22 protein-coding genes are annotated in these 23,733 nt (G+C 73.6%); 15 read left to right on the top strand and 7 right to left on the bottom strand.

Annotated features, from left to right (window positions below; genetic code table 11):
- The first annotated feature begins 233 nt into the window (after nt 1-233).
- The 3 genes from IO24_RS0102390 to IO24_RS0102380 are packed head-to-tail and all read left to right on the top strand — an operon-like array spanning nt 234 to nt 3,468.
- A complete protein-coding gene (locus tag IO24_RS0102390) occupies nt 234-854 on the top strand; it encodes a hypothetical protein (RefSeq protein ID WP_031131220.1) in 621 nt (206 codons plus the stop codon).
- Nucleotides 851-2,068: an MAB_1171c family putative transporter gene (locus IO24_RS0102385; protein ID WP_031131218.1), complete on the top strand. Its 1,218-nt coding sequence runs from the start codon at nt 851-853 to the stop codon at nt 2,066-2,068. The genes IO24_RS0102390 and IO24_RS0102385 overlap by 4 nt, the downstream gene beginning before the upstream one ends.
- The gene (locus tag IO24_RS0102380) at nt 2,065-3,468 is read left to right on the top strand and encodes an NAD(P)/FAD-dependent oxidoreductase (RefSeq protein ID WP_031131216.1); all 1,404 of its coding nucleotides are present in this window, start codon (nt 2,065-2,067) and stop codon (nt 3,466-3,468) included. Before IO24_RS0102385 ends, IO24_RS0102380 begins: the two co-directional genes overlap by 4 nt.
- 182 nt (nt 3,469-3,650) lie before the next feature.
- Here IO24_RS0102380 and IO24_RS0102375 read toward each other — a convergent pair whose 3' ends face one another.
- On the bottom strand, nt 3,651-4,499 hold the full coding sequence (locus IO24_RS0102375; RefSeq protein ID WP_031131214.1) for an SMP-30/gluconolactonase/LRE family protein: 849 nt from the start codon (nt 4,497-4,499) through the stop codon (nt 3,651-3,653).
- Entirely contained in the window at nt 4,496-5,269 is a 774-nt protein-coding gene (locus IO24_RS0102370) for an IclR family transcriptional regulator (protein ID WP_031131213.1), read from the bottom strand. Before IO24_RS0102370 ends, IO24_RS0102375 begins: the two co-directional genes overlap by 4 nt.
- 101 nt (nt 5,270-5,370) lie before the next feature.
- On the opposite strand from IO24_RS0102370, the gene IO24_RS45090 reads away from it, so the two are divergent.
- The gene (locus IO24_RS45090) at nt 5,371-5,511 is read left to right on the top strand and encodes a hypothetical protein (RefSeq protein ID WP_157851230.1); all 141 of its coding nucleotides are present in this window, start codon (nt 5,371-5,373) and stop codon (nt 5,509-5,511) included.
- Between the two features lie 41 nt (nt 5,512-5,552).
- On the opposite strand, the gene IO24_RS0102360 is transcribed toward IO24_RS45090, so the two are convergent.
- Together IO24_RS0102360 and IO24_RS45530 are read right to left on the bottom strand one after the other, a co-directional pair.
- Entirely contained in the window at nt 5,553-6,797 is a 1,245-nt protein-coding gene (locus tag IO24_RS0102360; RefSeq protein ID WP_031131212.1) for a PucR family transcriptional regulator, read from the bottom strand.
- Nucleotides 6,798-6,800: 3 nt separating this feature from the next.
- Nucleotides 6,801-6,953 carry a hypothetical protein gene (locus IO24_RS45530; protein ID WP_167551585.1) on the bottom strand — a complete coding sequence of 51 codons (153 nt, stop codon included), beginning with the start codon at nt 6,951-6,953 and terminating at the stop codon, nt 6,801-6,803.
- A gap of 377 nt (nt 6,954-7,330) precedes the next feature.
- Here IO24_RS45530 and pgfA point away from each other — a divergent pair, with 377 nt between their 5' ends.
- The 10 genes from pgfA to IO24_RS0102305 all read left to right on the top strand — a co-directional run bounded on the left by pgfA (nt 7,331) and on the right by IO24_RS0102305 (nt 19,247).
- Nucleotides 7,331-8,326 carry a cell envelope lipid trafficking protein PgfA gene (gene pgfA / locus IO24_RS0102350; protein WP_031131210.1) on the top strand — a complete coding sequence of 332 codons (996 nt, stop codon included), beginning with the start codon at nt 7,331-7,333 and terminating at the stop codon, nt 8,324-8,326.
- Between the two features lie 216 nt (nt 8,327-8,542).
- On the top strand, nt 8,543-9,763 hold the full coding sequence (locus tag IO24_RS0102345; protein ID WP_031131208.1) for a glycosyltransferase family 4 protein: 1,221 nt from the start codon (nt 8,543-8,545) through the stop codon (nt 9,761-9,763).
- Nucleotides 9,760-10,557 (top strand): class I SAM-dependent methyltransferase, encoded by a 798-nt coding sequence (locus tag IO24_RS0102340; protein ID WP_420823196.1) that lies wholly within the window; start codon nt 9,760-9,762, stop codon nt 10,555-10,557. Before IO24_RS0102345 ends, IO24_RS0102340 begins: the two co-directional genes overlap by 4 nt.
- Nucleotides 10,554-14,726, top strand: coding sequence for an alpha-(1->3)-arabinofuranosyltransferase (locus IO24_RS0102335; protein WP_037667069.1), 4,173 nt, complete (start codon nt 10,554-10,556; stop codon nt 14,724-14,726). The genes IO24_RS0102340 and IO24_RS0102335 overlap by 4 nt, the downstream gene beginning before the upstream one ends.
- Nucleotides 14,723-15,970, top strand: coding sequence for a condensation protein (locus tag IO24_RS0102330; RefSeq protein ID WP_031131202.1), 1,248 nt, complete (start codon nt 14,723-14,725; stop codon nt 15,968-15,970). Before IO24_RS0102335 ends, IO24_RS0102330 begins: the two co-directional genes overlap by 4 nt.
- On the top strand, nt 15,967-16,710 hold the full coding sequence (locus tag IO24_RS0102325; RefSeq protein WP_031131200.1) for a class I SAM-dependent methyltransferase: 744 nt from the start codon (nt 15,967-15,969) through the stop codon (nt 16,708-16,710). Before IO24_RS0102330 ends, IO24_RS0102325 begins: the two co-directional genes overlap by 4 nt.
- 15 nt (nt 16,711-16,725) lie before the next feature.
- A complete protein-coding gene (locus IO24_RS0102320; RefSeq protein ID WP_031131198.1) occupies nt 16,726-17,631 on the top strand; it encodes a hypothetical protein in 906 nt (301 codons plus the stop codon).
- Nucleotides 17,628-17,849, top strand: coding sequence for a Trm112 family protein (locus IO24_RS0102315; RefSeq protein ID WP_031131197.1), 222 nt, complete (start codon nt 17,628-17,630; stop codon nt 17,847-17,849). Before IO24_RS0102320 ends, IO24_RS0102315 begins: the two co-directional genes overlap by 4 nt.
- The gene (locus IO24_RS0102310; protein WP_031131195.1) at nt 17,846-18,673 is read left to right on the top strand and encodes an FkbM family methyltransferase; all 828 of its coding nucleotides are present in this window, start codon (nt 17,846-17,848) and stop codon (nt 18,671-18,673) included. The genes IO24_RS0102315 and IO24_RS0102310 overlap by 4 nt, the downstream gene beginning before the upstream one ends.
- The gene (locus IO24_RS0102305) at nt 18,639-19,247 is read left to right on the top strand and encodes a hypothetical protein (RefSeq protein ID WP_078898775.1); all 609 of its coding nucleotides are present in this window, start codon (nt 18,639-18,641) and stop codon (nt 19,245-19,247) included. The genes IO24_RS0102310 and IO24_RS0102305 overlap by 35 nt, the downstream gene beginning before the upstream one ends.
- On the opposite strand, the gene IO24_RS0102300 is transcribed toward IO24_RS0102305, so the two are convergent.
- Entirely contained in the window at nt 19,238-20,629 is a 1,392-nt protein-coding gene (locus IO24_RS0102300) for an MFS transporter (protein WP_107062881.1), read from the bottom strand. The genes IO24_RS0102305 and IO24_RS0102300 overlap by 10 nt on opposite strands.
- A gap of 28 nt (nt 20,630-20,657) precedes the next feature.
- Complete coding sequence (locus IO24_RS0102295) at nt 20,658-21,536, bottom strand: ATP-grasp domain-containing protein (RefSeq protein WP_031131189.1); 879 nt, start codon at nt 21,534-21,536, stop codon at nt 20,658-20,660.
- A 161-nt stretch (nt 21,537-21,697) separates the two neighbouring features.
- On the opposite strand from IO24_RS0102295, the gene IO24_RS0102290 reads away from it, so the two are divergent.
- Nucleotides 21,698-22,762, top strand: a complete 1,065-nt coding sequence (locus IO24_RS0102290) for a MerR family transcriptional regulator (RefSeq protein ID WP_031131187.1) — start codon at nt 21,698-21,700, stop codon at nt 22,760-22,762.
- Nucleotides 22,763-22,854: 92 nt separating this feature from the next.
- Here IO24_RS0102290 and IO24_RS0102285 read toward each other — a convergent pair whose 3' ends face one another.
- Entirely contained in the window at nt 22,855-23,559 is a 705-nt protein-coding gene (locus IO24_RS0102285) for a FadR/GntR family transcriptional regulator (protein ID WP_031131185.1), read from the bottom strand.
- Nucleotides 23,560-23,733: the final 174 nt, after the last annotated feature.

Here is a 23,733-nt window from a genome sequence, read left to right as displayed (position 1 = left end):
TCGATGATCAGAACCGTTCGGTATTTCGGATGACGCTCGTTACTTCGAACGGGACCGTAAGTTCGAAGCGCTTGCGCGTCAATGGTCCGGCCTCATTTTGGACAGGACTTTCCGGGCAGGAACGGTCGTTTCCCGTTGAACATCGGACGCCGGATCGCATGACGCGCACACTTTCGGGCGCGTAGTCTCAGACGCGCCGACAGGCCGTCGGCCGGCGGTGAGAAGGGGGAACGATGGACATCGCGGGCGCGCGGATCAGAGCCGCCCGAGTCACCGCCGCGCTCAGGCGCTCACGCAGTGGCTCAGCCATGCGCGGCCTGGCCGCCGAGCTCGCCACCGCGGTCCGGAAAAGACCCCTGCGCCCCACCGACGTACGGTCGTTGTGCCGGGCGCTGTGCGAGGAGATGAGCACCCGGCGCGGCGGACGGCCGGTGGAGCTGCGCTTCGAGCGCTTCCCCGACGAGATCGAAGTGACCGGCCTGTGGGTGGAGTTCCAGGACTTCGACCTCGTCATCGTCGAGGAACGGGCCGAGGCGGTGCAGCAACTGGTCATCCTCGGGCACGAGCTGTGGCATCTGCACGCGGGGCACGGCCATCACCATGTCGCCGGTACGGCGGCGGCCCGGGCCCTGGACCACGAGCCCGGGTGGACGTCGGTGCCGCTGACCGTGGCGGCCCGGGACGGCTCGCGCCAGCGGGACGAGGCCGAGGCCGACGCGTTCGGGCACCGGCTGGCCGCCGCGTTCCGCTCGTTCGCGGACGGCTCCCCCACACGCGGACACGGGAGCGAGCAGGCCCTCGACCCCGTCCGGCGGTCGATGGGCTACCGGGGCCGGGGAGACGGCGCGCGATGACGTACGCACGGGACGTCCTCGACGGCTTCTCCGTCTCCTTCTGGCTGCCCATCGTGGCGCTGACCGTCGCCCTGGTCATCAAGCTGCCGAGCCTGGTGAAGATGTGGCGGGACCCGATGCTGCGGGCCGTCGGCGGGCTGCTGCTGTTCGCCTGCGCCGTGTTCGTCTTCGCGTCCCCGTCGGTCATCGGCTGGACCAACCGCGTCACCGGTGTGCCCAACATCGCGGCGCCCCTGGTGTACTCCCTGCTCACCGCATTGTGCGCGTCCTGGCTGCTGCTGATCGTCGCCTGGCGCAACGGCCTGTCCGACCGTTCGGCCTCGACGCGCCGCGCCGCCCGCTGGGTCGTCTTCGCCTACGCCGGTGTGGTCGCCGCCCTCTGGGTGCTGTTCTGGCTCGCGGACGTCCCCGTGGAACGCCGCCGGGACCTCGACACGTACTACGCGAACACGCCCTTCATGCGCGAGGAGATCCTGCTCTACCTGCTCGCCCACACCGTGGCCTGCTCGGTCACGGCCCGGCTGATCTGGAACTGGGTCCGCACCGACGGCCTGGACGCCTGGCTGCGCTGGGGCCTCAGGTTCCTCGGTGTCGGCTACGCGACGAACCTGCTCTTCGACGCGGCCAAACTCACCGCTGTCACCGCCCGGCTGACCGGCCACGACCTGGACTGGCTGAGCACCTACCTGGCCCCCTCGGCCGCCTGCGTGTCGGCCACCATGGTCGCCATCGGCTTCATCATTCCGCACGGCGGCCAGTACCTGCACGAGCGCTGGCGCATCCGGCTCGCCCACTGGCACCTGCGCCCCCTCTACCTCCTGCTGCGCGACGTCAACGGCGGCGCCCCCTTCACCCCCCGCGCCACCGGCGAACTGCGCCTGATCCGCCGCGAGACGTACATCCGCGACGTGCTCCTCCAGCTGGCCCGGCACCTCGACGAGGACCTGCGGGAACGGTCCTACGACGCCGCCGTGGACCTCGGTCTCGAGCCCGGCCGGGCGAAGGCCATGGCCGCGGCCGTGACGATCCTGGACGGCGTCGCCGCCCGGGAGCGGGCCCCGCAGAGCGACAGCGCCGCCTCCCCGTCCGGCCCCGACACCACCTATCTGCTGCAGGAGATCCAAGCCGTGTCCCGAGCCCTGCGCCACCGCGACCACATAGAGGCGGTACGCTCGCGCGCGGCCGCCCCCGGGAGAGAGAACGCCCGCGCATGACTGACAGCACCACCCCCGCCAGAACCGCCGTCGTCCTGGGGGGATCCCACTCCGGCATGCTCGCGGCCCGCGCCCTGGCCGACGTCGCCGACCGGGTCGTCGTCGTGGAGCGCGACGCACTGCCCGCCGCCCCCGGGCCCCGCAAGGGGCTGCCGCAGGCCCGGCACGCCCACATGCTGTGGTCCGGCGGGGTGCGCGCCATGGAGGAACTGCTGCCCGGCATCACCGGGACGCTCCGGGAGGCCGGGGCGAACCGGCGGCCGGTCACGACGGACATGGTCGCCCTGGGCACGCGGGGCTGGTTCCGGCGCTGGGACGAGTCCCACCACGTCATCCTGGCCGGCCGGGACCTGCTCGACGCGACGGTCCGCGCGCGGGTCCTGGCCGACGAGCGCGTCGAACTCGTCCAGCGCACCGAGGCGGTGGGCCTCACCGGCACGGGCGGCGCGGTCACGGGCGTGCGCGTCCGGCCGTGCGGCGGACCGGAGCGGACCCTCGACGCCGACCTGGTCGTCGACGCCTCGGGCCGCGGCTCCCAGGCGGCGCACTGGCTGACCGGCCTCGGCCTGCCCCGCGCCGAGCGGCGCGAGGTGGACGCGGGCCTCGCCTACGCCAGCCGCCTCTACCGCGCCCCCGCCGCGGCCCGCGACGACTTCCCCATCGTCAACATCCAGCCCGACCGGCGCGAGGGCGGGCCCGGCCGGGCGGGCTTCCTGCTGCCCATCGAGGAAGGCCGGTGGATCGTCACCCTGTGCGGCACGCGCGGCGGCCGGCCGTCCCCGGAGAACGACGACTTCGTCCGCTTCGCCCGCGAGGACCTGCGGCACCCGCTCATCGGCGACCTGCTCGAACAGGCCGAACCGCTCTCCGACGTGTCCTTCACCCGCGCGACCGTCAACCGCCGGCACTTCTACGAACGCATGCCGGCGTGGCCCTCCGGCTTCACCGTCCTCGGCGACGCGCTCGCCGCGTTCAACCCGGTCTACGGGCACGGACTCGCCGTCGCCGCGCAGAGCGCCCTGCTCATGCGCGACACGGTGCAGCGCCACGGCTGGGACGCCCCGGGGCTGTCCCGGCGGATCCAGAAGGCGGTCGCCCGCCCGGTCGGCGCGGCCTGGGACCTGGCCATCGGCCAGGACGTCTTCTACCCCGGCGCGACGGAGCAGGGCCCGACCCTGCGGGACCGGCTCGTGACCGCGTACGTGGACCGGCTGATGCACACGGCGACGGGCAACGGCCGGATCGCCCGCCGGGTGACGGACGTGACGTCGCTGGAGCAGGAGGCGGGGGTGCTGCTGACGCCGTCGGTTCTTCTGGCGGCGGCGGTGGGGCCGCTGAAGCCGGGGCTGAGCGGGCCGCCCCTGACGGCCGCCGAACGGAAGGCGGCCGGACTCACCTAGGGCCTGTCGTTCGGATCAGGTCGCAGGGAATCGACGGTGCCTCTCGACACCGGTGAGCGGGGCCTGGTGCGTGTAGCTGCAAGGCGGAGCAGGGAGGCGACGCGGAGCGTCGGTGACCGACGACAACGCCGCAGATGCGCGCACCAGGCCCCGCGTCTGCGACCTGATCCGAACGACAGGCCCTAGCCCGCGAACGAGGGCTGTGCCAGTCCCTTGCCCGCCCCGGGCACCACGAACAGGGACCCCGCCGACGCGGGCGGCTCGGTCAGCCCCACACGAGCGGTCGTCACGTACAGGTCGGTCAGGTCGGCCCCGCCGAACGCACAGGCGGTCACCAGCGGCACCGGCAGCTCGATCACCCGGTCCAGCTCGCCCCCGGGTGTGTACCGCCGCACCGCCGACCCCTGCCACAGGGCGACCCACACGCACCCCTCGGCGTCCACGGTCAGCCCGTCCGGGAAGCCCGCGCTCTCCTCGATCCGGGCGAGGGTGCGCCGCCCGGAGATCCGCCCGTCCGCGTAGTCGAAGACGTCGACCCGCCGGGTCGGGGAGTCGATGTAGTACATGAGCCGCCCGTCGGGGCTCCACCCCGTGCCGTTGCTGACGGCCACGTCGCCGAGCACGACGTCGACCGTGCCGTCCCCGGTGACGCGGGACAGCGTGCCGCCCCCCGGCGCCTCGTCGTAGCGCATCGTGCCCGCCCACAGCGCGCCGTCGGGCGCGACGGCGGCGTCGTTGGCGCGGCGGCCGGGGACCGGCTCGTGATGGAGCCAGCGGAAGCCGTCGTCGGGGTCGAGGAGACCGATCCCGTCGCGCAGGTTCAGCACCACTCCGCCCCCGGCGCGCGGCTTGACGGCGCCGATGTGCTGTTCCGTACGGCGGACGGTGCGGCGCCCGGTGGCCGGGTCGTAGGTGTGCAGGCGGGAGCCGAGGATGTCGATCCACAGCAGCCGGCCGGCCGCCGCGTCCCAGGTGGGTCCCTCACCGAGCTCGGCTTCCGCCCGCACCGCGACCTCGTACGGCGTGGTCATGCCATGCTCCGGTGACCGAGGTGCTCGGACAGCTCGGCGGCGCCCTTGACGGCGAGCTGCTCCAGCTCGGTGCGGCGCTCCTCGCTCCAGCGGATCATGGGCACGGAGATCGACAGGGCGGCGACGACCTGCCCGGTGCGGTCGCGGACGGGCGCGGCCACGCAGGACACGTCCGGGTTGGACTCGCGGTTCTCCACCGCGAGGCCCCGCTCACGGATCTCGGCCAGGGCCTCGCGCAGGGCGCCCGGGTCGGTGATGCTGTTGGGGGTCATCGCGGCCAGCTGGGCGCTGTCGGGGATGCGCGCGGTGAGCTCCGGCTCGGGAAGGGAGGCCAGCAGCATCTTGCCGACGGAGGTGCAGTGGGCGGGCAGCCTGCGGCCGGCCGCCGACACCATCCGCACGGCGTGCGTGGAGTCGACCTTGGCGATGTAGATGACGTCCGTGTCCTCGAGGATCGCCACGTGCACGGTCTCGTCGCAGGTCTCGGCGACGGACCGGGCGACCTGCTGCCCCTCGGCCGCGAGGTCGAGCTGCTCGGAGTAACGGGCACCGAGCTGGTACGGGCGCACGCCGAGCCGGTAGCGTCCGGGCTGACCGGGCATCGGAACGATGTACTTCCGGGCGGCGAGCGTGGTCACCAGCTCGTGCACGGTGGTGCGCGGCAGCTGGAGCCTGCGCACGATGTCGGGGGCGGAGAGCGTCCCGTCCCCGTCGAGAAAGAGCTCGAGAATGTCGAGAGCCCGGGTCACGGCTGGTACAAGACGTCCCACGACCGGCCCCCTCCCTAATATGTCTCAGGCGCCTGTGTTCGAGATTTCAACAGGCGATCGGCATGACGAACACAGGCTAGCCATAGAGGTATGTCCGGGCAATGGGCAGGGCCTCGTCACTCACGGCCCTGAGCGAGAACCTCGGCTCCGCGATGGTCGATCCTGGCTGGTCCAGCCCCACAGGGCAGGGCGACGCCGCCGCCGGACGCACGGCGGTGAAGGAGCGGGTGGCCGCGGGGTGAGTACGGGGAGGGGGTGATCGTCGCCGGGGATGGCGGCCCGGTCACCGCCGTCCCCGCATCACCCCCAGCTCCCCCCGCAACCGCTGCGCCCGCAGCACCAGTTCCAGTTCGAAGCGGCGGTCGGGGTTGTCGATCTCGTCGCCCCACAGTTCGCGGATCTGGCGCAGGCGGTAGCGGACCGTCTGGGGGTGGACGCCGAGGCGGGTGGCGACCTCCGGGGCGCCGCCGCGGGTTTCCAGCCAGGCCAGGAGGGTTTCGGCGAGGCGGCGGCCGTGGGTGGGGCCGCAGTGGGTCAGGGGGGCCAGGCACCTCAGGGCCAGGTCGTCGATGAGTTCCTCGGGCTGGAGGAGGACCAGGGCCTCGGTGTGTTCGGTGCAGTAGAGGACCTCGCCGGAGGGGAGGAGGCTCCGTTCCATCAGGCGGACCGCCGCCTCCGCCCAGCGCAGGGACTTCGCCGCGTCGGTGAGCGGGACCGGCGGGCCGATCGCGCCGGACCAGCCGGCCAGGGCCCGGTGCATGAGCTCGGAGCGGCCCGCCGCGTCCGGCTCGGGCACGACCATGCGGGGCTGCTCGTACTCCATGTCGAGCAGGACGCCCTGGCCGACCGCCGGGGCCATCGCCTCGCGGGCCGGACGGAGCAGGACGCCGACGGCGACCTTCGCCGGTAAGGGCCAGCCGATCCGGGCGGCGCGTTCGGTCAGGGCCTCGGCGGGGTCGCCGCGGTGGTGCTCGGCGAGGAGGAGCTCCATGAGGCGGCGTTGCAGGCGCAGGCGTTCGCCGGCCTGGCGGGCCGCGGCCTCGGCGTAGCCGCGTACGGACTGGTCGACCAGGCCGTCCAGGTACTCGTAGCCCGCATCGACGAGTTCGTACATCGCCGGGGGTGGGATCTCCACGCGCTGGCCGATGTCGGCGAAGCGGCGCCAGGCCAGGCGTACGCCCATGCGGTAGATGGCCTGGAGGGAGTCGAGGGAGCGGCCGTTCAGGCCCTCTCCGCGGCCGAAGTCCTGGAAGACGCCGGGCGGGACGGTCGGGCGCCCCTCGGAGTGCTCCAGGTGCTGCACGAACACCTCGATGGCGCGACGGATGCCGACCAGGGCCATCGGCTCGCCGGAGTCGTCGAGGACGACGGGCAGATGCGGGTACTCCCGCTGGATCTCGCGGAGGATCTCCTCGGCGAGCGCGGGCGCCTCGGCCATGGCGATCGCCGCGAACCGGCGCACCTGGAAGCGCGGTACGTCGTGCCAGGCCGAGCGGGTGGTGACGGTTCCGGTGCGGGCGGCCGTCATCCGTCAACCCCCCTGCCCGGTCTGCTCGTACGTGATCAGGGGGGTGTTCGGCTGGTCGGGTGTGGCCTGGAGCAGCGCGACCACGCCCAGCGCGGCGCCCACGGCCAGGGCGGCGGCGAGCGCGACGGTCAGCGCGGCAGCGAGCAGTCTCGACATCGCAGGGTCAGCCTCTCTGTCCGGATACGTCCGGAGATCATCCGGAGGTTTCCCCACCCCGGTATCCCGTCCCTGCCCGTCGCGCCCAGTCTCGACAAGCATTGACACCCCGTCAAGAGCCGCCTACGGTTCCCGGCCCAAGGAGGTGCCGAACGGGCCGGCGCGGCGTCGCGACGCCTGGCACGCACGCTCGCCGCGTTGCCGAACCACCCATGTGGCTCCACCACGCGGGCGCTCCGGCGCCTTGCGATCGCACGCACCAGACGCCGCTCATTCCTCCGCGCCGGCCCGTTCGGCACCCCCTTCGCACGCGCTGATTCCTCCGCCGTGCCGGTCCCCTCGTACGTCGAGCCGTCCCAAGTCACTGGAGTGCCCGGATGCGCCGTACAACCTCTCCTTTTTCCCTGGTCCTGCTGGGTCTCGGCACGTTCCTGCTGGTGCTGGCGCCGCTGCTCGCCCGGTACGTGGAGCCGCGTGCCGCGGTGAACCCGATCGACATCGACACGACCGCCGTCTACACCGGCAGAGGCAGCGTCTTCGACACTGACCGGATCGAGACGGTGCCCGACCGGAAGATCACCGTGACCCAGCGGGTGCGGGGCAACGTCGAGGACAGCGAACGCAGCGGCAACGCCGTCTGGGACGTGACCACGACGGTCGACACCGACAAGTCGCTGCCGGCCGCCGATCCGCACGACGCGCTGGACTTCACGCCGCACCGCTGGGTGATGGACCGCGAGACGACCCGGCCCGTGCACTGCTGCGGGGAGAAGCCCTACATCGAGGGTGAGGCCTACCTGAAGTTCCCCTTCGACGTGCAGAAACGCTCCTACCAGTGGTGGGACAACACGCTCGGCGACACGGTCGTGCTGCGCTACCGGGGCACCGCGAAGGTCCAGGGTTACTCGGGCTACAGGTTCACCGGCTCCGTGCCGCCGACGAGGACCGGCACGCGCATGGTGCCCGGCAGCATCGTCGACCAGCCGAACCGGCCGCAGGTGCTGGCCGAGGAGTGGTACTCCAACCACGGCTTCGAGCTGGTCGTGGACCAGGCGACGGGCCGCGTGATCTACGCGCAGACCGGCCCGAAGCGGACCCTGCGGGCGCCGGGCGGGAAGAAGGACGCGGCGGTGCTGCTGGACAGCGAGAAGGTCGCCTTCACGACCGCGACGCAGAAGGAAGCCGTGCGCCAGGCGAAGCGGGACAGCGGCCAGCTCCGGCTCGTCGGGACGACCTTGCCGATCGGTGCCGGGATCGCCGGCCTGGTGCTCGCCGCGGTGGGCGGCGTTCTGGTGGCCCGTGGGCGGAAGGAGCCGGAGCAGCCCGCTCCGTCCGATACGTCCGGTACACCCCAGCCCACCCTCACGATGTGATGTGACGTCAGCTCTAACAAAGCCGGAAATTGTCACGTCGGTGAGTAGCCGTGGAGTTCGTCCGGGCGAAAACTGTCCAACCCCACCCCGAGCACAACCCGTCCACACCCCCTCCCAGGAAGAGCTCAGGCCCCCCACAGGCCGTCCCCTCCCCGACGACCCCACCCCCACGTTTTCCCCACCGAGTTCCGCACCCCGAGACGAGTTGGAGCACCCATGCCCCAGCACGTGCCGTCCGTTCCCCCGCTCTCGGCTTCGCTCGAGCGGGGGGACCCCCACCGCGTCGCGTCCCCCAGCGCGCCGCAGCACCTTTCGGCGCTCCCCCCACAGCCGCGCCGGATCGTGTTCCTCGCCCATCGTGATCTGGACAACCCCTCCGCCGGCGGCTCCGAGCTGCTGGTCGACAAACTCGCCGACGGACTGACCCGGCTGGGGCACCAGGTGACCCTGCTGTGCGGCGGTCCGGCGTCCCCCGGGCCCTCGGCTCCTCCCCCGAGCGCCCCCATCCGCGACTACCGGGTCGTGTCGGCGGGCGGCACGTACGGGCACTACCTGCGCGCCCGGTCGGCCTTCGCCCGTCAGGTCGGTGACTGCGATCTGCTGGTCGAGGTGTGCAACGGCATGCCGTACCTGGCGCCGCTGTGGCACCGGGGGCCGACGCTGTGCCTGGTCAACCACGTCCACACGGACCTGTGGAAGATGCGGTTCGGCGGTCCGCTGGCGCCGGCCGCGCGCATCGGCCGAAGACTTGAACACTGGGCGCTGACCGGGGCGCAGCAGCGCAATCTGCTGGTCGCCGTGTCCTCCTCGACCGCCAACGCCCTGCGGGCGATCGGGGTCGAGCGGGAACGGATCCGGGTCGTGCACAACGGCGTCGAGGAGCCGGGCCCGCGAGCCGAGCGCTCGCCCGAGCCGCTGTTCGTCGCCGTCGGACGGCTCGTCGAGTACAAGCGGATCGATCTGCTGCTGCGGTTGTGGGAGCGGGTGCGGCCGGTGACCGGCGGGCGGCTGGTGATCGTCGGGGACGGACCGGAGCGCGAGCGGCTGGAACGGCTGGCCGGGCCCGGGGTCGAGTTCACCGGGTATGTCTCCGAGGCCGAGAAGCACCGGCTGCTGTGTGCGGCCTGGCTGCTGCTGCACCCTTCCGCGGTGGAGGGGTGGGGGCTGGTCGTGACGGAGGCGGCGGCCCGGGAGACACCGAGTGTGGCCTTCGACGTGCCCGGGCTCAAGGACTCCGTGGTCGACGGTGAGACCGGGGTCCTCGCGCGTGGTGAGTCCTCGTTCGCCGCGGCGTGGTGTGCGCTCGCCCTGGCCGGGCGGGAGCGGGAGTTGATGGGGAAGGCGGCGCGCGAGCGGGCGGCGCGGTTCCGGTGGGACCGGACCGTGCGGCAGTTTCGGGTGGTGGCCGCGGAGGCGGTGCGGGGCTGGGGGCCGTGAAGCCGCACCTGCGCCCACGCGACGGAGCCGCACCCGTCACAGCCCCGCGCCGCTCGACGGCGGCCCCGGCGAAGGACCCCTCGTTCCGGCGGTCCCTCGCCCTGTTCCGCGCCTTCCTCCACGAACAGGACGACCCCGAGGCCTGCTACTCGCTGCTCGCCCGCGACGCCGTCGACCAGGTCGAGGCCTACGACGGGCCCGTCGCCGGGCGTACCGTCCTCGACGTCGGAGGGGGCGGCGGGTACTTCACCGAGGAGTTCCGGCGGCGCGGTGCCAACGCGTACCTCTTCGAGCCGGACGTCACCGAACTCGGCGAGATGCCACCCGACTCGGCCGTCGTCGCCGACGGGTATCTGCTGCCCCTGCGGGACGGCGTCGCGGACGTGACCTTCTCCTCCAACGTGCTGGAGCACGTGGCGGACCCCGGGACGTTCCTCAGCGAGCTGGCCCGGGTGACGCGGCCCGGCGGGCTGATCTACGTGTCGTTCACCAACTGGCTGTCACCGTGGGGCGGGCACGAGTGGGCGCCCTGGCACTACTTCGGTGCCGAGCGGGCCCGGGCCCGCTATCTGCGGCGGACCGGCAGGCCCGCCAAGCACACGCTCGGCGAGAACCTGTTCGCGGTGCACATCGGCTCCACCCTCAGGCAGGTCCGCGCCCGGGACGACGTCACGGTCGTCTCGGCGCGCTCCCGCTACTGGCCGTTCCTCGCGGAGGCCGTCGTCAAGGCGCCCGGCATCCGCGAGTTCGCCACCTGGAACCTCCTCCTCATCCTGCGGCGGTGTCCTCTATGACAACCACGGTCCAGGCTCCTCCCCCGGCAGCCGTCCCCACCACCGCGACCACGTCGGGCCCGCCCGACGGCCCGCGGTCGCGGCGCTGGCTGCTGGGTTTCTGGGCCGTGGTGTTCGTGCTGTTCCTCGCGGTGCGGCCGGGGCGGCAGACCTTCGACACCAAGCTCGGTGTCACGGTCGACCCGGGTCAGTTCCTCGCCGACCTCGGGCAGTTGTGGCACGACCGGGCCGGGTTCGGCGGGATCCAGGACCAGTACGTCGGCTATCTGTGGCCGATGCTGCCGTTCTACTGGCTGTGTGACCTGCTGCGGCTGCCGGTGTGGCTGGCGGAGCGGCTGTGGCTGTCGCTGATCGTGTCCGTCGCCTTCTGGGGGGCGTTGCGGCTGGCCGAGCGGCTGCGGGTGGGCAGCGGGGCCTCCCGGCTGCTGGGCGCGGTGGCGTACGCGCTGTGGCCGCTGTTCACGACCGTGATCGGGTCGACGTCGGCCGCCGCGCTGCCGGGGGCGTTCCTGCCGTGGGTGCTGCTGCCGCTGACGAACGAGCGGTACGCCGCCCGGGTCGCGGCCCTGCGGTCGGCGCTGCTCGTGCCGTTCATGGGAGGAGTGAACGCGTCGGCGACCCTGGCGTCCCTGCTGCCGGTCGGGCTGTACCTGCTGTCCCGGCCGCCCGGGCCCCGGCAGCGCAAGCTGATCGCCTGGTGGGCACCGGCCGTGATCGTGGTGACGGCCTGGTGGTGGGTGCCACTGCTGCTGCTCGGCGTCTACGGCGAGAACTTCCTCCCCTATATAGAGACGTCGCAGACGACCACGGACACCATGGCGGCGACCGAGGCGCTGCGCGGGGCCGGGAACTGGGTCGCCTATCTGCACCTCGGTGAGGCGTGGCTGCCGGCCGGCTGGGCCGTGGCCTCCTCCGTCGTCGTGATCGTGTGCTCGGCGCTCGCCGCCGGACTCGGGCTGGCCGGACTCGCCCGGCGGGACATGCCCGAGCGGCGGTGGCTGGTGCTGACGGTGCTCGTGGCCGCGGCGGTGCTGCTCGCCGGATACGGCGGGGCGTTCGGGGCGCCGTTCCACGGGGTCGTGCAGGGCTGGCTGGACGGGTGGCTGTCGCCCTTCCGGAACATCTACAAGTTCCAGACCGGTGTGGCGCTGGCGCTCGTGCTGGGTCTGGCGCATCTGGTGGGCGTGGCCTCCGAGCGGCGCGGGGCCCGGCAGGTGCGCGGCCGGCGCTTCGCCCCGCTGATCGCGGCCGTGCTGATCCTGCCGGGGCTGCTGTGGCCCTACCTCAACGGCTCGATCCTCAACCCGGGTTCCTTCCAGAAGCTCCCCGCCTACTGGCAGGCGACGGCCGACTGGCTGGAGAAGTACTCCCCCGACTCGCGTGCCCTGGTCGTCCCGGCGACCGCGCACGGCGTCTACACCTGGGGCTCGCCCATCGACCAGCCGCTCGACGTGCTCGCCGAGTCGCGGTGGGCGCAGCGCGACTACGTGCCGTTCGGCACGCCCGGCAACCGGCGCGCCATGGACGCCGTCGAGCAGGCGCTGATGTCCGGCGCCGAGGTGCCGGGTCTGGCCGACTACTTGAGCCGGGCCGGGCTGTACTACGTCGTCGTGCGCAACGACCTCGATCCCGACCAGATCGGCTACGTGCCCACCGCGGCCGTCAAGCGCACCCTGGAGCAGTCGGGGTACGAGCGGGTGACGGGGCTCGGGCCGGTGATGACCGGCGGCCGGATCGCGCAGGACGCGCCGCTCCAGGTGGAGGGGCTGTACCCGCGGCAGCGGGCCGTGGAGATCTACCGGCCCACCGGGGACGACGTGATCCGGCCCGGGCAGGCGGGGCTCGCCCCGGTCGCCGACACGGCCGTGGTGTCCGGCGGGCCGGAGGCGCTGCTGCCGCTGGCGGAGCGGCTGCGCGGCCGGGCGACCGTCCTGACCGGCGACAACCACCCCGGGCTCGGCACGCCTGCCGTGCAGGTGGTGGGTGACGGGCTGCGGCGGGCGGACACCCGGTTCGGGCTGGTCAGCGCCGGTACGTCGTACACGTACACGCGTGACGAGCGCAACGCGCCGGACGCCCAGCAGGACCCGGGCGAGAAGCCGCGCCAGATCCTGCCCGCCGAGGGCGTCGAGCACCAGACGGTGGCCGAACTGCGCGGCGCCCGCTCGGTGTCGGCGTCCTCGTACGGCAGCTGGCTCTTCCACCTCCCGCAGTACGACCCGGTGAACGCCTTCGACGGCAACCCGGGCACCGCGTGGGCCGAGGGCGCGCCGGACACGCCGGACGGGCAGTGGCTGCGCATCGGCTTCACCGGCTCCTACGACATGCCGTCCTCCTTCAAGGTCACGCCGCTGCCGCAGGAGAGTGTGCGGGCGGCCGCGACGAAGGTGCGGGTGGAGACCGAGAAGGGCTCGAAGACCAGCTTCCTGCGGCCGAACGGCATGACGCAGCGGATCAAGGCGCCCGAGGGGGCGACCGGTTGGATGAAGCTGACGATCGTGGACTCGGTGGAGCGCCGGACCGGCCTGACGGGCGCCGGCTTCTCCGAGATCGACCTGCCGGACGTGCAGGTGACCCGGCTGCTGCGGCTGCCCGCCGACGCGGACGACTCCACCGCGTCCGCCACCGTCGTCTCCCTGCACCGCGCCTCCGACCCGACCGGCCTGTCCGCGACCGGCACGGAAGGCGGCCTGCACCGCCGCTTCACCACCCCCGCTGCCGGGACGTACGAGGTGAAGGCGAGCGCGGTGCCGGTGCCGGGCGAGGAGCTCGACGAGCTGCTGTACGAGGTGGCGCCCGAGCAGCAGGCCCGGATCGTCGCCACCGCAGACTCCACGGCCCGCCTCGGCGCGGGACTCGCGGCACGCAACCTCACCGACGGCGACCTGACGACGGCGTGGGTCGCGGGCGACCGGCCGACGATCCACCTGCGCTGGCAGGGCAAGCAGCCCGTCGGCGAACTGGTCCTGGCTCCGGCGGGTGGCCTGTCCGCCCGGGCGTCCGAGGTGCACATCAGCTCCCCGGACGGCGCCGCGATCGCAGGCGTCGACGAGAACGGCTGGGTGCGCTTCCCGCCGATCACCACCGACCGGCTCGACATCACGATCACCGAGACGGCCCGGCTGACCCTGCACAACCCGGTCGCCGACGAGGACCTGCGCCTCCCGGTGGGCCTCACCGAGGCGTACGTCCCGTCCCTGGACCAGTACCGCACCCCGCAGCCGGACAGCACCCGGAAGTTCTCGCTGCCGTGCGGCAAGGGCCCGGACGTGGCGCTGGACGGCGAGCTGTACCAGACGAGCGCGAAGGGCACCGTGGGGGACCTGGTGGAGCGGCGGGGCGTGCAGGTGACGCTCTGCCAGGAGGGCCGGGGCGACGCCGAGGTGCGGCTCGCGTCGGGCGAGCACCGGCTGGAGGGCGGGGACGCCGGCCCGCTCGCGCTCACGGACGTGACCCTGACCCGTGGCGCGGTTCCCGAGGCCTCGGCGGCCGGGCGTGACCTGCGGATCCGGGACTGGCTGGGCGACCGGCGCGAGATGACGGTCGGCTCGGGCACGGCCTCGTACCTGACGACGTACGAGAACTTCAACGACGGCTGGCGGGCCACGCTGAACGGCAAGGAGCTGACCCCGGTCCGGCTGGACGGCTGGCAGCAGGGCTGGCGGATCCCGGCCGGGGCGGGCGGCACGGTCAAGCTGTCGTACGAGCCCGCCACGACGTACGACATCGGGCTGATCGGCAGCGGTGCCGGCATCGCGGCCCTGGTGGGCCTGGCCGTCTGGCGCCGCCGTGCCCCCAACCCCGACGCGCCCCAGCCGGCCCCGCCGCTGCCCGGCCTGTGGCTCGGCGCGGTGGCGCTGACGCTGGTCGGGGTGGTGATCGCGGGCTGGTTCGCGCTGCTGGTCCCGGCGCTGGCGTTGCTCGCCGCGCGACGGCACGCCCTGCTGGTGCCGATCGCGTTCGCCGCCCTGGCCGGTGCGGGGCTCGCCGCGGCGTTCGGGGCCGGGGAGCCGGTGGGCGCGGGCGCGGGCGCGTTCGGGCATCTCGCCCAACTGCTGGCGCTGATCGGTCTGTTCGCGGCACTGGTGAGTCTGCGCGAGGGGCCGTCCCCGCAGGCGCCGACGCAACGGCTGCCGAGGACGGACCCCGGGGAGGGCAAGCCCGTATGACGGCACCGGTACGCATTCCGTTCCCGGTGGTGGACGAGGTTTCCCGGCACTGCCTCCAGGAGGCGGAACCGGAGACGGTCCACATCGAGGTCCACCTCCCGGGCACCCTCGACCGGGCGCGGCTGCGCAAGGCGTTCCTGGAAGCCCTGCACCGGCATCCGCGGATCCTGATGCGGGAGGCGCGGGGGCCGTGGTACCGGCGGCAGTACGAGTGGGAGTTGACTCCGGAACCGGATGTGGAGGTGGTGACCTTCGCCCCGTCGGGCCCACGGGCCCTGCGGGACGCCCGGACCCGGGCCCTCGCCAAGGCCCCGCCGTTGTCCATGTCCCCGCCGATACGCCTGGACGTGGTGGACTCGGTCCTCCTGCTCACCATCAACCACACCGCCCTGGACGGCCCGGCCTGCCTCCGCGTCCTGGCCACGGCCGCCGAGCTGTACGGCGGCCGGGACAACGCCCCGGCGGCGCCCCCGGCCCGCCCCACCGACCCCCGGCAGGAAGCCCCGGACACCCCGGGCACCTGGTCACCACCCGCGCGGGTGGCGCACGGCACGCCGGACCCCTCCCCCGGCAACGGCATGCTCGTCACCGAGCTCCCCCTCCCGCACCGCCCCAAGAGCTCCCCGTACACCGTCAACGACCAGCTCATGGTCACCACGGCCCTGACCATCGCCCACTGGAACAGGGAGCACGGCGCCCGCCCCCGCCCGCTGCGCATCACGATGCCCGTGGACGACCGCCCCCGCGACACCACCATGCCCATCGGCAATGGCACCCGCCTGGTGGAAGTCCCGTACGCGCCGGGGGAACTGGACGTCACCGACATGCCGGCCCTGCTGCGCCGCACCGCGGAGCGGACCCGCGCCCTGAAGGCCCTCCCCCGCCCCCAACTCGGGCACGGCGCCACCCTCCTGACCGCCCCGTGGGCGCCCGTCACCGCCCGCGCCGCCCTCACCCGCACCCTGCGCAGGGCCGCGGCCCCCTGGACGTCGACGACCCTGCTCAGCAACATCGGCCGCATCCCCTACCCGCTGGACTTCGGGGAGGAGGCGGGCCGCGCGCACGCGGTCTGGTTCTCGGCACCGGCCCGGATGCCGCGGGGCCTGACCGTGACCACCGCCTCCACGGCCGGCCGCCTCCATCTGGCCCTGCGCTGGTCGAAGGCCCTGCTCAGCCACGGTGACGGCGCCCACCTCCGCGACCTCTTCGAGCACTATCTGCACACCACGGAGGTGACCCCGTGACGACACCGGCCACCACCGGGCCCCCGCCCCGCGACCTGCGCGACTTCTACGAGAACCCCGACGTGCCCGTCGCCTCCGGCACGCCGCGCAGCCTGCGCCAGGCCCGCATGCTGGCCCGCGCCCTCGGACCGGCCGCCCAGGCCCCCCGGACCGTTCTCGACATCGGCTGCGGGGACGGCACCGCCGCCGCCACCGCCGCCCCGCTCCTGCCCGGCCACCGCGTCATCGGCGTCGACTGGTCCCAGGACGCCCTGCGCCGCGCCCGCACCCGCATCCCGTACGCGGTGCGCGGCGAACTCACCGGCGGCGGGCTGCCGTTCGCGTCCGGGTCGGCCGACGCCGTGCTGTTCAGCGAGGTCGTCGAGCACCTCGTCGACCCCGACGCGGCACTGGACGAGATCCGCCGGATCCTGCGCCCCGGCGGGCATCTGATGCTGTCCACGCCGAACCTCGCCGCCTGGTACAACCGCGGCCTGCTGCTGGCCGGAGTGCAGCCCGTCTTCTCGGAGGTCAGCCTGCGCGGCATCCACGGCCGCCCGGGCAAGGAGGTCGTGGGGCATCTGCGGCTCTACACCGCCCGCGCGCTCCGGGAGTTCGTCGCCGCGTCCGGGTTCACGGTCGTACGGCTCGAAGGGGCCCCCTTCCACGGCGTTCCGCGCCCGCTGCGCCCGCTGGACCGGCTGGCCTGCGCCCGGCCGCAGCTCGCGTCGATCCTGCTGCTGCACGCCCGGAAGACGTAGCCCATGTGGTGGGGAGTGGCCGCGGCGCTGCTGGCGAACACCCTGTACAGCCTGGGCTTCGTGCTGGAGAAACGGGCGCTCACCTCCCTGCCCGAGGTGAGCATCCGGCAGCCGGCCCGGCTGCTGCGCCTCGTCCTCGGCAGCCCCCTGTGGATCGGCGGGTCCCTCGCCCTGGCCGCCGGTTTCGCCGCGCAGCTCGTCGTCTACCGCACCCTGCCGATCGCCGCCGCCCAGGGCATCTTCGTCTCCGGCCTGGTGCTGCTCGTGCTGCTGTCGGCGCGGCTGCTCGGCGAGGAGACGTCCGGCCGGGAGCGGTACGCCCTGGGCGCGATCCTGCTGGCGCTGCTGATGGTGGTGCTGTCCCTGCGCGAGGGCTCGGACACCGTCAGCCAGGACGCGCCCTACCAGCTGATCCTGCTGGTGTGCGTACCGTCGCTGGCGGCCGGGCTGTGGCTGTACGGCTCGGCCGAGCGGCGCGCTCGCAACCGGCACCGGCGCCCGACGACCGGCGTCGAGTACGGCGTGGCCGTGGGCCTGCTGTACGGCGTCAGCTCGCTGGCCATCAAGGGCGTCTCCAGCCACCTGACGACCCACGGGATCGGCGGCGCGGTGCTGGATCTGCTGAGCTCCCCGTATCCGTATCTGCTGCTGTTCACCGGCGTGTTCGGCCTGGTGATGTCGCAGGCGGCACTGCAGCGCTGCCGGGCCTCGCTGATCGTGCCGGTGTGCACGACCGTGACGTCTCTGTTCACGGCGGTGCTCGGCACGCTGTCGTTCGGCGAGGCCCTGCCGGACGAGCCGCTGCGGCTCGCGCTGCGGGTGGCGGGCACGGCCCTGGCGGTGGCCGTGCTGCTGACCATGCCGAAGCACGACACCGCTCCCCACCCCTCCCCACCCGCCAAGGAGCTCGCATCCCCATGAAGCCCGACGACCCGCTGCTGAAGATCCTGGCGTGCCCGCTCGACAAGGGCCCGCTGCATCTGCTGGCCGAGGAGGCCGGGCAGGAGGAGGCGCTGTACAACCCGCGCCTGCACCGCCGTTACCCGATCACCGACGGCATTCCGCAGCTGCTGCCGTCCTCGGGCGAGCAGGTGCCGGACGACGAGCACGAGCGACTCCTCAAAAGGATGACACCGTGACCAGCCTGGCAGCCCGCGTCGCCCCTCTCCTGCCGACCCGCCTGGTGGCCGCGACGGCCCGGGTGCTCTACCCCCGGTTCGAGCCGGAGCTGGCCCGCCTCGCCGAGCTGTGCCCGCCGGACTGCGGTACGGCGGTGGACGTCGGCGGCTGGTACGGGCCCTGGACGCACCGCCTGGCCGGCCTCGCCGAGCAGGTCGTGACGGTCGAGCCGGTGCCCCATCTGGCCCGGCTGCTGGCCGCCGCCGCCCCGCCGAACGTCCGCGTGATCCGGGCGGCGGCCTCGGACCGGCCGGGCATCGCGCGCCTGTGGCTGCCGTCGGACGACTCGGGTGACCGGGGCGTGTCCTCGCTGGTCCGCCGCGACATCCACGGCCGCGCGCTGGACGTCCCCTGCGTCACGCTGGACGAACTGGGCCTGCGTGACGTCGGCTTCATCAAGATCGACGTGGACGGCAACGAGCCGGCGGTGCTGCGCGGCGCGACGGGACTGCTGGCCCGCGACCGCCCGGCCCTGTTCGTGGAGCTGGAGTCCCGCATCCAGCCGATCGCGCCGGTGGTGACCTACCTGGCCCTGCTGGGCTACGACGGCTGGGTCCTGCCCGGCGACACCTGGGTGCCGCTGTCCGGGTTCCCCCTGGAGGACCACCAGGCGGACGCCTCCTACGTCGTCTCCCACGGCCTGCTCCGCCGGGTCCTGCCCTCCCCGCTCCTCAGGGGCCCTCGCTACGTCAACTCCGTCCTGTTCCTGCCCGACGGCCGCCGCCCCGGCAGAACCCCGGTGGGCGACGATGGGTCCCATGCCCTCCGCAAAGCACCCCGCTGACCCCTTCACCCCGCTCGACTTCCAGCTGGTGCTGCTGCGCCGCATGGCCGACCACAACCCCGGCCTGGTGGAGGACGCCCGCCATGAGCTGGGGGTGTCGATCGCGGACATGCGCGAGGCGAACAGGCGCTGGCAGGCGATGGTCCGCTCCCCGCGCTCCCGGGCGCCCCTGTCCCGGTACCGCCAGGTGCTGGGCGAAGCCGAGTCCCGTACGCCGCGCCGGATCGGCGATCTCGACTGCGAGGCCTGGCTCTGGCCGGTGCCCCTCTGGCCCGGCCTGCGCTTCGAGGTGCTGACGGCCCCGAACCGCGCGGTGTGGAACGAGTGGCTGGTTCGCGCGCCGGGCGCGACGGGCCCGGAGCTGCGCACTCTCGACGACCTCACCCCCTGGTCCTGCACCGTCGACGAGGCGGCCCGCGCCTTCGCCCCGGCGCGCCCCCTGGAGGGCACGGCGCCGACCCGGTGGGGGCTGGCGTTCACCGCGCCGGACGCGCAGGGGGTGCGGCGGGAGGCCGTCGCGGAGTTCACGTGGGGGCTGCTGCAACGGGTGTCCGTCACCGGCCGTCAGCTCTGAGGGGCTGCGGCCCGGCCCGGTACGCACCACCAGGCGAGGGCCGCCGCGGCCAGGTAGGCCACAGCCCCGATGCCCATGCTGGTGCGGATGCCGGTGCCGTAGTTCGCGGCCGAGGCGAGCAGACTGCCGCCGAGTGCGACGCCGGTGGCGCTGCCGACCTGGCGGGTGGTGTTGAAGAGGGCGGAGGCGCCCCCCGAGTACGCCGGGGGTGCGGCGCCCATCACCGTGGCGGTCGAGCCGGTGAGGGCGAAGGACGTACCGAAGCCCGCGGCCATCATCGGCGCCACCAGCAGCGCGTAGCCGGGTTCGGCCCCCGCCGCGGCCCAGCCGGCCAGCCCCAGGGCGGCCAGGAGCATGCCCGAGACCACCAGCGGGCGGTCGCCGGTTCGGCGGGTCAGCCGGCCGGACAGGACCGAGGCGAACATGGTCATCGCCACCGCCGGGAACAGCGCGAGGCCGGTGCCGAGGGCGCTGTAGCCGCGTTGGTGCTGGAACTCCAGGCTGGCGGTGAACACCATGCCGTAGAAGCCGAAGTTGAACAGCAGGCCGATGACGGCTCCGCCGCCCATCGCGCGCGAGCGCAGCAGGGCCAGGGGCAGGACCGGGGCCCGGGCCAGCCGCTCACGCAGGGCGAACGCCGCCGCGGCCAGTACGGCGAGGCCCGCTCCCGCGAGCACGGCCGGGTCGGACCAGCCGCGCCGCCCGGCCTCGTTGAGCGCCGCGGTCAGCAGGGCGACCGCCGCGACGACCGCGACCTGCGCGGGCCAGTCCAGGGCCCGGTCGGCGCGCCGGGGCGAGCGGGCCACGTGCCGCAGGGTGAGTGCCAGGCAGGCCGCGCCGACGGGCAGGTTGACGAGGAACACCCAGCGCCAGCCCACCGTGGAGACGAGCAGCCCGCCCAGCAGCGGCCCGGCGGAGGCCGCGATGCCCGCCATGGAACCCCACAGCCCGAAGGCCCGTGAGCGCATGTCCGGCTCCGGGTAGGCCTGCTGGAGCAGGGCCAGCGAGCCGGGCACGATCAGTGCCGCGCCGAGCCCCTCCACCAGCCGGGCCGCCACCAGGAAGGCCGCGCCGGGCGCGAGTGCGCAGGCCGCCGAGGACACGGTGAACACCGCCACGCCCCAGCAGAAGACCCGCCGGTTGCCCAGCCGGTCCCCCAGCGCCCCGCCCGTCAGCAGGAACCCTGCGAGGACCAGCGTGTACCCGTCGGTGATCCACTGGATGCCGGTGAGCGAGGCCGGCAGCTCCCGCCCGACCACCGGCACGGCGACGTTGATGACCGTCACGTCCAGGATCACCATGAAGTACCCGGCGCACACCGCCAGCAGCGGTGCCCAGGACCGTCGCGCGGGCTTCGGGGCCGGCTCGGGAGAGGGCACCACCGAGGGACGTATACCCCACCCGTGGTGGTCAGCCGGCGGCGGCCAGAACCGCCCGCACGACCCGCGGCACGGATTCCGGGTGCAGATCGAGGAACAGGTTCGGCTCGATCAGCTCCAGCTCCATCACGCACGGCTCGCCGTCCGGCCCGGTGACGAGGTCCACGCGCGCGTACAGCAGCTCCGCGTCGACGGGTACGGCGGCCAGGGCCTGCTCGGCGACGGCCAGTTCGGCGGCGGTCGGCTGCCAGGGACGCAGATCGGGGTGGGCGACCTTGTCGGCGTCGTACGGCGTTCCGGGCGCGAGGACGGCGCCCTTGACGCTCGCGTGCAGCAGGTGTCCGCCGAAGAACTGCAAGGCCCGCTCGCCGTACGTGTCGATGCTGCCCAGATAGGGCTGCACCATGACGGTGAACCCCTCGGTGTGCATGCGCTCGACCTGCCGCAGGGCGGCGTCGCGCTCCCCGGCCGGGTAGCGGGCGGCATACCGGGCGCCGGCCCCGGAGGCGGGCTTCACGACGTACTCGCGGTCGGCGGGCAGATCGACGGGGTCGCCGGGCGCGAAGTACCGGGTGGGCACGGCGGGCACCGCGGCCTCCGCGAGCTGCCCGAGGTAGCGCTTGTCGGCGTTCCACCGCACGACACCGACCGGGTTGGCGAGCCGCGTCGCCTTCCCGCACCGCTCGGCCCACGCCGTGAACTCCTCGGCGCGCCAGCTGTAGTCCCAGGTGGAGCGGATGAGGGCGAGATCGAAGGCGGCCCAGTCGGCCGAGGGGTCGTCCCAGTGGACGGCGACGGCGTCGGCCCCGGCCTCCCGCAGCGCGTCCACCAGCACCGGCAGGTCCCGGTCCTTGTGCTGCTCGCCGCGGGCGTCGTAGGTGACGACGGCGATGCGCGGGGTGCCGGTCATGGCGGCTCCTTCCTCGTACGGACGATCGACTCGATGTCCGTCGCACGCTAACAATCCGGTCCGGAACCGCGACACCCCGTTTGACCTTCACCTTCGGTGAAGCCCCAGCATCGGTGGCGGAACGAACGAGCGCGAGGAGCGCGGGGACCGCAGGGGGTCGCATGGCCATGCTGACGATCGGCGCGTTCGCGAACGCGTGCCGGCTCTCGCCGAAGGCACTGCGCCTGTACGACGAGCTGGACCTGCTGCGGCCCGCCCGCGTGGACCCGGACACCGGATACCGGTACTACGCGGCCGGGCAGCTGGAGCGGGCCCGGCTGGTGGCGTGGCTGCGGCGGCTGGGCATGCCGCTGGCCGAGATCCGCCGGGTGTGCCTTCTGCACGACCGCGACTCCACGGCCGCCGCCCGCGAGGTCCGTGCCTACTGGGCGCGGGTCGAGGCGGAGACGGCGGTCCGGCGGGACCTCGCCGCGTTCCTGGTCGATCACCTGACGACGGACCCGCAGGGGCCCGGGAAGGACACCGCCATGCTGGAACTGCGTTACTCCGCCCACTCGGACATCGGCCGCGTGCGCCCCGCCAACCAGGACACGGCGTATGCGGGCACACGGCTGCTCGCCGTGGCCGACGGCTACGGACCGGCGGGCGCGCCCGCGAGCAGCGCCGCCGTGGAGGCACTGCGCTTCCTGGACACGGACGAGGTCCCGGCCGGCGGCGTCCTCAACGTCCTGGCCGACGCGGTGCGGGGCGCCCAACAGGCCGTCCGGGACGTCGCCGACGGCTCCGACGACATCGGCACGACCCTGACGGCCCTGCTGTGGACGGGCTCGCGGCTGGCGCTGGTGCACATCGGCGACTCCCGCGCGTATCTGCTGCGCGACGGTGAGCTGTTCCGCATCACGCACGACCACACGATGGTGCAGTCGATGGTCGACGAGGGCCGGCTGACCGCCGAGGAGGCCAGGTCGCATCCGCAGCGGGCGCTCCTCGCGAAGGCCCTCACCACCGCGGAACCGGATCTCCGCCTCCACGACGCCCACCCCGGCGACCGCTACCTGCTCTGCTCCGACGGCCTGTACGGCGTCGTCCCCGAGCGCCGCGTCCACGAACTCCTCGCCTCCCCCGCCTCCCCTGACGAAACGGTGCGGGCCCTGGTCGGGGCGGCGAACGCGGCGGGCGGTCCGGACAACGTCAGCTGTGTGGTGGCGGACGTGGTGGAGCCCTGACCCGGACGGCCCGGAACCAGGGGCCGCAGGCGTCGCGGCCCGGTCCAGTGAGTGCGGCACACCGGTGCTTCGTGGCGCCCGGCGTCGCCTGACTAGTCCTCTCCCGGCTCCCAGTCCAGCAGCCGCACCTTCGCCACCGTGCGGACGTGGCGCCGCATGGCCGAGGCGGCCTGGCGGGGCTGCCCGGCGGCGATCGCGTCGAGGATCGCCCGGTGCTGGGAGAGGGAGCGGGACGGGCGGCCGGGCTGGCGCAGCGACTCGGTGCGGCTCTCGGCGATCTGCTCGGCGATGGAACGCATGAACTCGGCGAGCAGACTGCTGTGGGCCGCCGCCGTCACGGCCGCGTGGAACAGCCGGTCGCCCTCGACGCCGTGGCCGCCCGCCTCGATCTCCCCGGTCATCAGGTCGAGCGCCGAGCGCATCGCCGCCAGGTCGTCCTCCGTGCGCCGCTCGGCGGCCAGTTCCGCGAGCTTCGTCTCCAGCGCCTCCCGTGCCTCCAGGACATCGGGCAGGCGTCGGCGGCGTTCGACCATCCGCTCGACCGGTTCGGTGTCGAGGCTGTCCCGCACGAGGTAGGTGCCCCCGCCGTGCCGGGCCTCCACCAGGCCCTGGACCTCCAGCACCACGATCGCCTGCTTCACCGAGGCCCGGCTGACGCCGAGCCGCTGGGCCAGATCCCGCTCGGGCGGCAGCCGGTCACCGGCGCGCAGGCCGCCCTCGACGACGTACTGGCGCAGCCGCTCCAGCACCTGTTCGTAGAGGCGCTGTTTCGTCATGGGGCGCAGGGCGTCGGTCACGGGCTCCCCCTCTCGCCGGGAGCGTAACACCGGGCCTTCACAGTGGCGGAGTGGCTGAGCCAATCCCTGCGCACCCCCTTGACGGGCGCCCGGACCGCACGCACGCTGTTCGACCAACGCACCTCAAGTGGTTCAGCCACTCGTCCACTGGTGGGTGCTCCCAGCCGCTCCGGG

The organism is Streptomyces flavovariabilis, from assembly GCF_000725785.1.
Taxonomy (GTDB): Bacteria; Actinomycetota; Actinomycetes; order Streptomycetales; family Streptomycetaceae; genus Streptomyces; species Streptomyces hawaiiensis.
This window is presented reverse-complemented; position numbering and strand designations above follow the sequence as displayed.

Bases quoted from the DNA above. Each gene is read 5' to 3' on its own strand.
- IO24_RS0102390 (WP_031131220.1), top strand. From the start codon at position 234: ATGGACATCGCGGGCGCGCGGATCAGAGCCGCCCGAGTCACCGCCGCG.
- IO24_RS0102385 (WP_031131218.1), top strand. From the start codon at position 851: ATGACGTACGCACGGGACGTCCTCGACGGCTTCTCCGTCTCCTTCTGG.
- IO24_RS0102380 (WP_031131216.1), top strand. From the start codon at position 2,065: ATGACTGACAGCACCACCCCCGCCAGAACCGCCGTCGTCCTGGGGGGA.
- IO24_RS0102375 (WP_031131214.1), bottom strand. From the start codon at position 4,499: ATGACCACGCCGTACGAGGTCGCGGTGCGGGCGGAAGCCGAGCTCGGT.
- IO24_RS45090 (WP_157851230.1), top strand. From the start codon at position 5,371: ATGGGCAGGGCCTCGTCACTCACGGCCCTGAGCGAGAACCTCGGCTCC.
- IO24_RS0102360 (WP_031131212.1), bottom strand. From the start codon at position 6,797: ATGACGGCCGCCCGCACCGGAACCGTCACCACCCGCTCGGCCTGGCAC.
- IO24_RS45530 (WP_167551585.1), bottom strand. From the start codon at position 6,953: ATGTCGAGACTGCTCGCTGCCGCGCTGACCGTCGCGCTCGCCGCCGCC.
- pgfA (WP_031131210.1), top strand. From the start codon at position 7,331: ATGCGCCGTACAACCTCTCCTTTTTCCCTGGTCCTGCTGGGTCTCGGC.
- IO24_RS0102345 (WP_031131208.1), top strand. From the start codon at position 8,543: ATGCCCCAGCACGTGCCGTCCGTTCCCCCGCTCTCGGCTTCGCTCGAG.
- IO24_RS0102335 (WP_037667069.1), top strand. From the start codon at position 10,554: ATGACAACCACGGTCCAGGCTCCTCCCCCGGCAGCCGTCCCCACCACC.
- IO24_RS0102330 (WP_031131202.1), top strand. From the start codon at position 14,723: ATGACGGCACCGGTACGCATTCCGTTCCCGGTGGTGGACGAGGTTTCC.
- IO24_RS0102315 (WP_031131197.1), top strand. From the start codon at position 17,628: ATGAAGCCCGACGACCCGCTGCTGAAGATCCTGGCGTGCCCGCTCGAC.
- IO24_RS0102305 (WP_078898775.1), top strand. From the start codon at position 18,639: ATGGGTCCCATGCCCTCCGCAAAGCACCCCGCTGACCCCTTCACCCCG.
- IO24_RS0102295 (WP_031131189.1), bottom strand. From the start codon at position 21,536: ATGACCGGCACCCCGCGCATCGCCGTCGTCACCTACGACGCCCGCGGC.
- IO24_RS0102290 (WP_031131187.1), top strand. From the start codon at position 21,698: ATGGCCATGCTGACGATCGGCGCGTTCGCGAACGCGTGCCGGCTCTCG.